Below are 8,711 nucleotides of genomic sequence, written 5' to 3'. Positions count from 1 at the left end.
TGAGATATCTAGACTGGCGGCGATAGCTCGACGACTCATTCCTCCTTCATGGTACAGACGTAAGATTTCCTTGAGCTTTGGCATGGGCAACCTCCATTCAGCCAAGACAGTGCCTCCTTTCGCGGATACAACAAAATCCGACAAAAGGGGTAAGTTCCCTGCTTGACTTGGTAGCCCACACAGACGATTTGGAGGAGCGAAGTGGGAAGGCCTTGAACGAGGATATTATCTGTCCAAGACTTTTCGGAATTGGTGTCCAAGAGTTATTGGAATAGAGGGCCGAGAGTTTTCGGAATTAACGTCCAAGACTTAACGGAATCCCTGTCCAAGAGATTCCGGAATATGCAGAACATAAAAAAACGCCCCGCCCCGTATGGGGCGAAGAACGATAAAAGGATGTCGATTATTTTATTTTTACAATTTTTCTTTTCACTCAAACGTATGCCAAACCATCTAAAACCCGTAAATCGTCATGCCTCCATCCACAAATAATGTCTGTCCAGTAACGTAACTAGAAGCTTCCGACAAGAGAAATACTGTTGGGCCTATCAACTCATGCAGCTCTCCCACCCTACGCATAGGTGTACGAGCAATAATTTCCGAGTAATAATTTTCATCATTGAGCAAGTGTTCAGTAAGAGGTGTTCGAAAATACCAAGGACCAATACCATTGACACGAACACCTTGTCCAGACCATTCAAGCGCAAGTACTTTGGTCATTTGAATAACCCCTGCTTTAGCAGCCGCATATGCAACGCCAGTACGTAAAGCGACATGTCCTCCCACTGATGAGATATTGACTATAGAGCCACCACCCTGACGAAGCATGGCCCGTCCTACAGACTGTGCTACAAAAAAAGCGCCGCTCAAATCAGTATCCAATACAGCTTGCCACGTTTCTGGCGTTACATCAAGCGCAGGCTTACGAATATTCATACCAGCATTATTAACCAGTCCATGAATCTGGCCTGTTTGACAAATTTGATCCAATTGCAGAGATAACTGTTCCAAATCACGTATATCACAGATGATTTTCTCAACTTCAGCATGGGGTGCACTCTGTCTAATCAACGTTTCCGTTTCGGACAGAGCGTTTGAATCCCTTCCCATTAACACTAAATTTGCACCAAATTCACTAAGTCCAACAGCAAGTGCACGGCCAATGCCTCGACTCGCTCCTGTGACCAAAATCCTTTTATTTTGCAAAGAAAAACAGGTTTGATCCATTCTTTTCACCTTCTATGGAAACAAGGATATCTCACACAAAATTTATTAAGATTCGTGCAGCGAAGGAGCATCTATGGGTGCATCGAGATGTTCCTGAAGGTGACGCCGAACATCTTCCGGTATGCGCATAGCTGCTTTTTTCGAATAATCATAATGTAACAAGGTTGCTTGTCCTCTCGCGACCCAGATCTGATTCGCAGATTGTAAAGCGTGTTCTAGTACAAAACTACTATTGCCAAGTTTGCCCACCCATGTATAGACATGAATGGTTTCACCATAAGTCATCTGAGCTAGAAAATCACATCTTGCCGAAGCGACAATCAGATTCCATGAGTCCAATGAAAGAGATGGATTAAACCAAGCAAATACTTCCCGACGGGCTTCTTCCATCATGGTAAAATAGACCGCGTTGTTGACATGTCCTAATCCGTCACAATCACTGAAGCGAATAACATGTTCATAATGCAGCATGGATTTGCCCCTTTCCAACCCTTTAACTCATGAATCATGAGGTTCTTCTTTCATGTCGGCGTTGAATAATACCCACCGTGCAACGAGATATGCAAATTAAAGTTCCGTTGTCGTCATATAATCGGACATCCCAAACCATGGTCGTTCTACCCCGATGCAAAGGTATACCAACTGCCGTTACAGAACCTTCGTGTACCGATTTCATATGATTCGCATTAATTTCGATACCTACAGCTTGCTGTGTTTCACTATCCACATTCTCCTGTGTACCAATGGAAGCTACAGTTTCTGCCAGAGCAACAGAAGCTCCTCCATGAAGAATACCATACGGCTGATGGGTGCGCTCATCGACTGGCATGCGCATGACCACTTTCTCTTTTGATAACTCAATCAACTCCATACCTAAATGAGACATGAGTGTATGTTCCGGAATATGCATGTATGGGTCCCCTTTGTTTACTGAATGTGATTTATCCTGCCTGTTTGGCCAAATGAGCAGCATGTTGTATCAAAAATGCAACTGCGGCACCAAAAGAACGAAACCGTTCATCTCGAGTTGCTCCTTTTTTGTACCGAGCATAAATCTGCTGAAGGATGACGGCAAGTTTAAAATAAGCAAAAATTTGGTAATAAGGAAGATTAGCTACATTTCTGCCACTCTTTTTGGCATAGGCCTCTATAAGTTGTTGACGTGAAAAAAATCCCTTCTGAGTAGTGACAGTTGGAAGCCACTGTTGCATTTCAATTGGATCGTCAGCATCTACCCAATAACTGAGAGCTACTGCCAAATCTAAAAGTGGATCACCAATAGTGGCCATTTCCCAATCAACAATACCCGTTACTCGAATCAAACCATCGTTATAAGACACCAATAAATTATTTAATTTGTAATCATTGTGAATCATTGTGAAAGACTCCGAAGCGGGCAGCGAATGGCTCAGCCAGTCCATTAATGTAGAAGCATCGCTATAATCATCTGTCTTTGCTCTCTCATATCGTTCAATCCAACCTTTGACCTGTCTCTCCAAAAATCCCTGGGGATGTCCAAAATGTGCGAGACTCTCATCACTAGCATCAATACTATGTAAATCAACAAGTGCATCCACAAGCGATTTGGACAATTGCTGTCCAATCTCTTCATGGGTTGGCCAATCAACAGGAAATTTTCTATCAATGGTAACACCTTTACGAAATTCCATCACATAGAAAGGAACACCCAGTACTTCTCCACTATGTTCAAGCCAATACGGCTGTGGAGCCAACGGGAAATGCGGGTGTAACGCGTGCAAAAATTCAAATTCACGAACCATATCATGCGCTTTCGGCGGAAGAGGTCCAAATGGCGGCCTGCGCAAAACCGCAAACCAATCGTCGTTTTGCAGTAGATAGGTTAGATTAGAAGCGCCCGATGGAAATTGATAAATTTGAAGATGAGCATACGACTGCTTACCGTCTTGTTGAATGAGCCAGTTACGGATACGTTGAACATCCAATTCTTCACCTGGACGCATAGCTATTGTACCTGGCACTGGAGATGACAATTTATCCAAAAGAAACATCCCCCTCACTTTTCGGACCTGGTCTTGATTAAGACCAGGTCCAACAGCTAGGTACGCACCATCCTTAACTCGATTTGGGATTTGGCGCACAAATATGAGTTTGTTTGAGTTGCGACCTTTTATTTAATTCGCTGCAGCAATTAACTGACCTGCTTCAAACAGTTCTCGCAACGTCTTTTTTGAAAATTTACCGACACTTGTTTTGGGTATCTCACTAATGAAAACGAGATCGTCCGGAATCCACCATTTTGCAACTCGTTCCGAAAGATATTGAAGCAACTCTTCTTTGCTCACTTCCATACCTTCCCGTTTCACTACACAGGCAAGTGGTCTCTCTTGCCATTTTTCATGCGGTATGGCAATTACAGCAGCTTCCGAGACTGCAGGATGACTCATCAATGCATTCTCTAAATCAACAGAAGAAATCCATTCACCACCAGATTTAATTAAATCTCGGGTACGATCAACCACTTGCAGATATCCACGTTCATCTATTGTAGCAATATCCCCAGTGCGAAACCATCCATCTAGAAACGCCTCTCGACTACGTTCTTCATCTTTATAATATCGACCTAAAATCCAGGGCCCACGCAACAATAATTCTCCCATTTGCTTACCGTCACGCGCAACATCGTTGCCCATTTCATCTACCAAACGCATTTCCAAGCAAGGCAACAGTAAACCGGTTTTCGCACGATAACGATATTTCTCGCTACCCGTCAGTTCTCTCTCTGCTTTCTTTGGATAACCTGAAAAAGTGACGGGTGATGTTTCCGTTTGCCCATAACCTTGATAAACCATGATACCAAACTCTTCTTCGAAAGTCTGAGCTAACGAAGAAGGTAAAGCCGACCCACCTGAGATAAGAAAACGAATACTACTCATATCATATTTATTTGGATTCGCGCGCAAAACACCAAGAACTCCCATCCAAACTGTTGGTACACCAAAACTCATGGTCACGCGTTCATGATGCATGAGCTCGACCAAATCCTGTGGAGTTGGTCGCACGCCAGGATATACCTGTTTAGCCCCAGCCCAAGCATCCGTATACGGTCGACACCATGCATTGACGTGAAACATTGGCACTACTGGCATAACAACATCTGATTCATCTGTACCTATCCAGCCTGCCAAATTGGTTAGACAATGCAAAAACAAGCCACGATGCGAATATTCCACTCCTTTCGGCATGCCGGTCGTCGCTGACGTATATCCGAGAATCGCTGTTTCTTGTTCGGAAAAATCAGGAAATTCATATTGCGTGGATTGACCTTTCAAAAGTGACTCGTATTCTAAAGCACCACGTAATTTTGTTTGTGGCAAATGATCTTTATCAGTCATGACAATAAACGCTTTAACGGTTGGCAATTCATCTTGAATATCTTCCATGGTGGGAATTAAGTCTTCATCGACGAAAATATACTCATCTTCAGCGTGGTTAATGACATGTATTAACTGGTCCCGAAAAAGTCGAATATTGATGGTGTGCAAAACACGTTGGGAACATGGTACTGCATAGTAAAGTTCAAGATGTCGATAATGATTCCAAGCAAAACTACCGACTTTAACCCCAGTTTCAATACCTAACTGATCTAAAGCATTAGCTAACTGGCAAACACGGTGATGTAAATCTCGGTAAGTATATCGAAAAATTCCATCCGCAGTTCTGGACACAATTTCTTTTTCCGGAAAAATCGTATAAGTACGATAAAGAATAGATTTTAATAAAAGCGGATAGTCCATCATAAAACGTTTGACCTCCCTATGATCGAGATTATCAGTAAGCGCTTTCTTCTTATCCTATCATGATTCCTACGAAAAATGATCAAAAATTCAGCCGAATCAAAATGACAATCTGGCAACTTTAACTTTCATCAGACTCTTTTTGTGCTTCTTTCGGAATAAGATTGAAACGTACTGCCCAATCGTGTGAATTGACGGCAACGTATATGAGAAAAGCTGTAACCAACATGACACCATACATACCGTAGCCTATTGCTAAACCTGCAGCAGCAGTTACCCACAAATTGGCAGCTGTCGTGAGGCCACGTTTAACATTTTGCCGATCCATCCAAATGACACCGGCACCAAGAAAACCAATGCCACTCACCACTTGTGCAGCTAGACGCATCATGTCTTTATTGGGCCCATTCGGCTGAGCACTGGAGATGACCATAACCAACGCTGACCCTAGGGCCACCAGCGAATGGGTACGAATTCCAGCCGTTTTTCCGCGCCTTGCCCGCTCCAAACCAACAAAAAAACCGAAAAGTAGTGCAATTACCAACCGCAAATAAAGTTCCCAGTGGAAAACAAACATCTTTATTCCCCTTTCTCCATTTGCACAACCGGAGCGTCTAATTCTGGGTAAAGAATATGTGCGACACAGGAGATACCGAGATTTTGCCACGTCATTGTCATTTGATCGGCTACTTCCTGAGCATCTGCCGAGGTTAAGCACCAAGCTAGAAGAGTTGGGCCTGCACCACTCAGTGTTGTGGTCAAGGCACCTGCCTGCAACGCTGCTTTTTTAACCTCAGCGTAACCTGGAATCAACTTTTGACGATAGGGCTCGTGTATTTTGTCAGCAAATCCACCACGCAGAAACTCCAGTCGATTCGTTGAAAGAGAAAGAATGAGACGAGCTGTCTGGGCCACATTAAAAATGACATCCTGACGACTGTAAGTTAGAGGAACAACCTGTCTTGCTTTTTCTGTTAACAAAGGAAAATATGGGATAGCCGCTACAAATCGTAACGTATCAGGCACAGGTACACGCAAATGTCGCAAACCGAGATCGTCCCACCAACTAAGAATCGAACCCCCAAACAGTGCAGGCGCCACATTGTCTGGGTGTCCTTCCATTTCTGTTGCAAGTTCTAGCAACTTTTGCTTCGACAAAGGTTCGACACTATGTCTCTCCAGCCATGCGTTGGCTAAAAGCAAACCAGACACAACTGCAGCCGCACTACTGCCAAGACCAGAAGCAATAGGAATACTGCAATCAATATGCAAAGAAAATCCTTCAGCGAGATGAGCGTAACCAGCATACCTAAACAGCTTGTCCATAGCTTGAACTACTACGTTCTCCCGGCTGTTTGGCAAGGCCTGACGAACCTCTCCACCTATCGTGATGGAAAAACTGTCCGATTCACTTAAGATAACTTGATTATACATTTGAAACGCTAACCCAAGACAATCAAAACCTGGCCCAAGATTGGCAGTAGTAGCCGGTACACAAACCGTCCAACGCCTCATCACACCGACTCTCCTTTTAGGGCCTTTAGTACTTCTTGTGTATTGTTCTCCACCACAATGGGTTTGGAAGCCGTCAACTCAATAGCTGTATTCGGATCTTTAAGTCCATTGCCCGTCAATACACAGACAACGGTCTGCCCCTTTTCTAAATTCCCTATTTTCGTTTGTTGCAATAGCCCGGCTACAGATGCGGCGCTGCCCGGTTCAGCAAAAATACCTTCTCTGGCAATCAAACGATAGGCTATACGAATTTCTTCATCACTTACTGCGAAGATACCTCCGTGAGACTCTTGACTTGCCTGCACAGCAAGATGCGCAGAAGCTGGATTACCGATGCGAATAGCTGTGGCAAATGTTTCGGGATTGGGGATAGGATGTCCTTGAACAATCGCTGCCGCTCCCTCAGCTTCAAAACCTAGCATGCGAGGTAAATGGTGAATTCGTTGATGGTCATGGTAAGTCTTAAAACCTTTCCAATAAGCAGAAATATTTCCTGCATTCCCAACCGGAACACATAGAATATCCGGCGCTTTTTGAAGAGCGTCGCAAATTTCAAACGCAGCAGTTTGCTGACCTTCTAAGCGAAATGGATTCACAGAGTTTACTACAGTCATGCCAGCTTCATCAGCCAAATGACGAACGATTTCCAATGCTTCATCAAAATTTCCTCGTATTGCCACAATTCGAGCGCCATACATCATGGCTTGGGCCAATTTCCCTAGGGCCACGTATTTATCGGGTATAACAATGACAGCTTTCATACCAGCTCTAGCTGCATAGGCGGCAGCAGAAGCAGACGTGTTGCCTGTTGATGCACAAATGACTGTGTCTGCGCCGGCTTCTTTAGCTTTAGCGACTGCTAGAACCATTCCCCGATCTTTAAAAGAACCCGTAGGATTCGCACCTTCATATTTCAAATAGACTTGCATTCCAGTATATTCACTCAATTGATTCGAATAAATTAACGGGGTATTGCCTTCATTCAGTGAAAGCTGAGGAGTTTTCTCATTAATAGGGAGCCATTCACTATACGCCTGCAAAAGACCTGGCCAAAATACGTGTGGAAAGGTTCCTTGCGACATGTTCTATTCTCTCCTTTATTTATTTTGAACAGCCAGTAAACTTACAATTCCACTACTTTAGTTTGATTCTGGATTGACATGCATTGTAACAGAAAATAAAATCCTATGACCAGCTAAATTCTTCACCAATATTACGAATGACAATTCGTCCTTCTTCCGATCCCGCTTCTTGTAAGAGACGAGTCATAGGTTCATCAACCGGCTCCTGTGAAAGAACAAAAGTTCCCCAATGAATAGGAACCATATATCGAGCGCCTGTTTGCAAAAACATATCCCAAGCTTGCTCAGGTGTGCAGTGTGCTCCCTGAAAATGAGCAGGATTATAGGCTCCAATGGGTATGCAGGCAACATCAAGTTCGCCGACATCACGTAATGCCGAAAAAGTTGAGACATGTGCAGTATCACCTGCAAAAAACACTGAACGATCTTTCAGCCGAATCAAGTAACCACAAAATCCATAATGACGATTCCAAGGATACCGATTGCCCCAGTGTTTTACGGGAATCGCTGTAATTTGTAAACCTTCTTCTAAGGAGACCGTCTCTTGTACAGCTAATTCAATGACTTTTCCTTTTCCAATTCGACGAATCAATTGAGCTGTCCCTTGTGGTACAACCACTGTGGTGTCTGGTGAAAGTACAGCACGCAAACTGCGGACATCCCAGTGATCCAAATGAGCATGTGAGAGAAGTACAAGATCGGGTTTAGGCAAACGGGAGAGCGGCAACGCAAGTGGTGTGTAACGTTTTGGGCCGATAACCCAAGGACCAATTCGCACACCCACTCGTTCATAGAGAACGGGATCCGTCAAAATTGTGGATTTATGGAGACGTAAGAGTAAAGTGGAATGTCCAAGCCAAGCCAAATGGGCTGTATGATTCCATAATTCTGGTTGAGGTGATTTGTCTAAATTTCGATAATCCGGGCTGGGCAAGCGACGTCTCCAAGAAATATATTGCCAGAAAATCCAACTCACTAAGAGAAGCGCCACAATGAAAATCGCTAAAAAAAGGAACAGCATGAAGATCATTCAGCTCCAAAACAGGTTCCGACTTACCGTATCAGGTTCAACACACATTACCACTATGACATGAGCGCCGCATCCTTTACA

Annotated in this window: 9 protein-coding genes; all 9 read right to left on the bottom strand. The window is 43.9% G+C overall.

Features of this window, described 5'->3' with window-relative positions:
• Positions 1 to 453: 453 nt before the first annotated feature.
• Positions 454 to 1,227, bottom strand: a complete 774-nt coding sequence (locus tag BUA75_RS02010; RefSeq protein WP_072872904.1) for an SDR family NAD(P)-dependent oxidoreductase — start codon at positions 1,225 to 1,227, stop codon at positions 454 to 456.
• A 45-nt stretch (positions 1,228 to 1,272) separates the two neighbouring features.
• The gene (locus BUA75_RS02005) at positions 1,273 to 1,698 is read right to left on the bottom strand and encodes an acyl-CoA thioesterase (RefSeq protein WP_072872903.1); all 426 of its coding nucleotides are present in this window, start codon (positions 1,696 to 1,698) and stop codon (positions 1,273 to 1,275) included.
• Between the two features lie 34 nt (positions 1,699 to 1,732).
• Positions 1,733 to 2,137 carry a hotdog fold thioesterase gene (locus BUA75_RS02000; RefSeq protein ID WP_072872902.1) on the bottom strand — a complete coding sequence of 135 codons (405 nt, stop codon included), beginning with the start codon at positions 2,135 to 2,137 and terminating at the stop codon, positions 1,733 to 1,735.
• A 31-nt stretch (positions 2,138 to 2,168) separates the two neighbouring features.
• Positions 2,169 to 3,257: a phosphotransferase family protein gene (locus tag BUA75_RS01995; RefSeq protein ID WP_072872901.1), complete on the bottom strand. Its 1,089-nt coding sequence runs from the start codon at positions 3,255 to 3,257 to the stop codon at positions 2,169 to 2,171.
• Positions 3,258 to 3,380: 123 nt separating this feature from the next.
• Positions 3,381 to 5,006, bottom strand: coding sequence for a long-chain fatty acid--CoA ligase (locus BUA75_RS01990; RefSeq protein ID WP_072872900.1), 1,626 nt, complete (start codon positions 5,004 to 5,006; stop codon positions 3,381 to 3,383).
• A 118-nt stretch (positions 5,007 to 5,124) separates the two neighbouring features.
• Positions 5,125 to 5,580: an MgtC/SapB family protein gene (locus tag BUA75_RS01985; protein WP_072872899.1), complete on the bottom strand. Its 456-nt coding sequence runs from the start codon at positions 5,578 to 5,580 to the stop codon at positions 5,125 to 5,127.
• 2 nt (positions 5,581 to 5,582) lie between these two features.
• Positions 5,583 to 6,518 (bottom strand): homoserine kinase, encoded by a 936-nt coding sequence (thrB, locus tag BUA75_RS01980; protein ID WP_072872898.1) that lies wholly within the window; start codon positions 6,516 to 6,518, stop codon positions 5,583 to 5,585.
• Positions 6,518 to 7,600, bottom strand: coding sequence for a threonine synthase (gene thrC, locus BUA75_RS01975; RefSeq protein WP_072872897.1), 1,083 nt, complete (start codon positions 7,598 to 7,600; stop codon positions 6,518 to 6,520). The genes thrB and thrC overlap by 1 nt, the downstream gene beginning before the upstream one ends.
• A 103-nt stretch (positions 7,601 to 7,703) precedes the next feature.
• Positions 7,704 to 8,630, bottom strand: coding sequence for an MBL fold metallo-hydrolase (locus BUA75_RS01970; protein ID WP_072872896.1), 927 nt, complete (start codon positions 8,628 to 8,630; stop codon positions 7,704 to 7,706).
• Positions 8,631 to 8,711 lie beyond the last annotated feature (81 nt).

Source organism: Alicyclobacillus tolerans, assembly GCF_900142255.1.
In the GTDB taxonomy this organism is placed as follows: domain Bacteria; phylum Bacillota; class Bacilli; order Alicyclobacillales; family Alicyclobacillaceae; genus Alicyclobacillus_I; species Alicyclobacillus_I tolerans.
The sequence above is the reverse complement of the archived record's forward strand: the minus strand, read 5'-3'. Positions and strand labels throughout refer to the sequence as shown.

What these genes read in the sequence shown, in the direction of transcription:
- BUA75_RS02010 (WP_072872904.1), bottom strand. Translation starts at nt 1,227, where the DNA reads ATGGATCAAACCTGTTTTTCTTTGCAAAATAAAAGGATTTTGGTCACA.
- BUA75_RS01995 (WP_072872901.1), bottom strand. Translation starts at nt 3,257, where the DNA reads ATGTTTCTTTTGGATAAATTGTCATCTCCAGTGCCAGGTACAATAGCT.
- BUA75_RS01990 (WP_072872900.1), bottom strand. Translation starts at nt 5,006, where the DNA reads ATGATGGACTATCCGCTTTTATTAAAATCTATTCTTTATCGTACTTAT.
- BUA75_RS01985 (WP_072872899.1), bottom strand. Translation starts at nt 5,580, where the DNA reads ATGTTTGTTTTCCACTGGGAACTTTATTTGCGGTTGGTAATTGCACTA.
- BUA75_RS02005 (WP_072872903.1), bottom strand. Translation starts at nt 1,698, where the DNA reads ATGCTGCATTATGAACATGTTATTCGCTTCAGTGATTGTGACGGATTA.
- thrB (WP_072872898.1), bottom strand. Translation starts at nt 6,518, where the DNA reads ATGAGGCGTTGGACGGTTTGTGTACCGGCTACTACTGCCAATCTTGGG.
- BUA75_RS01970 (WP_072872896.1), bottom strand. Translation starts at nt 8,630, where the DNA reads ATGATCTTCATGCTGTTCCTTTTTTTAGCGATTTTCATTGTGGCGCTT.
- thrC (WP_072872897.1), bottom strand. Translation starts at nt 7,600, where the DNA reads ATGTCGCAAGGAACCTTTCCACACGTATTTTGGCCAGGTCTTTTGCAG.
- BUA75_RS02000 (WP_072872902.1), bottom strand. Translation starts at nt 2,137, where the DNA reads ATGCATATTCCGGAACATACACTCATGTCTCATTTAGGTATGGAGTTG.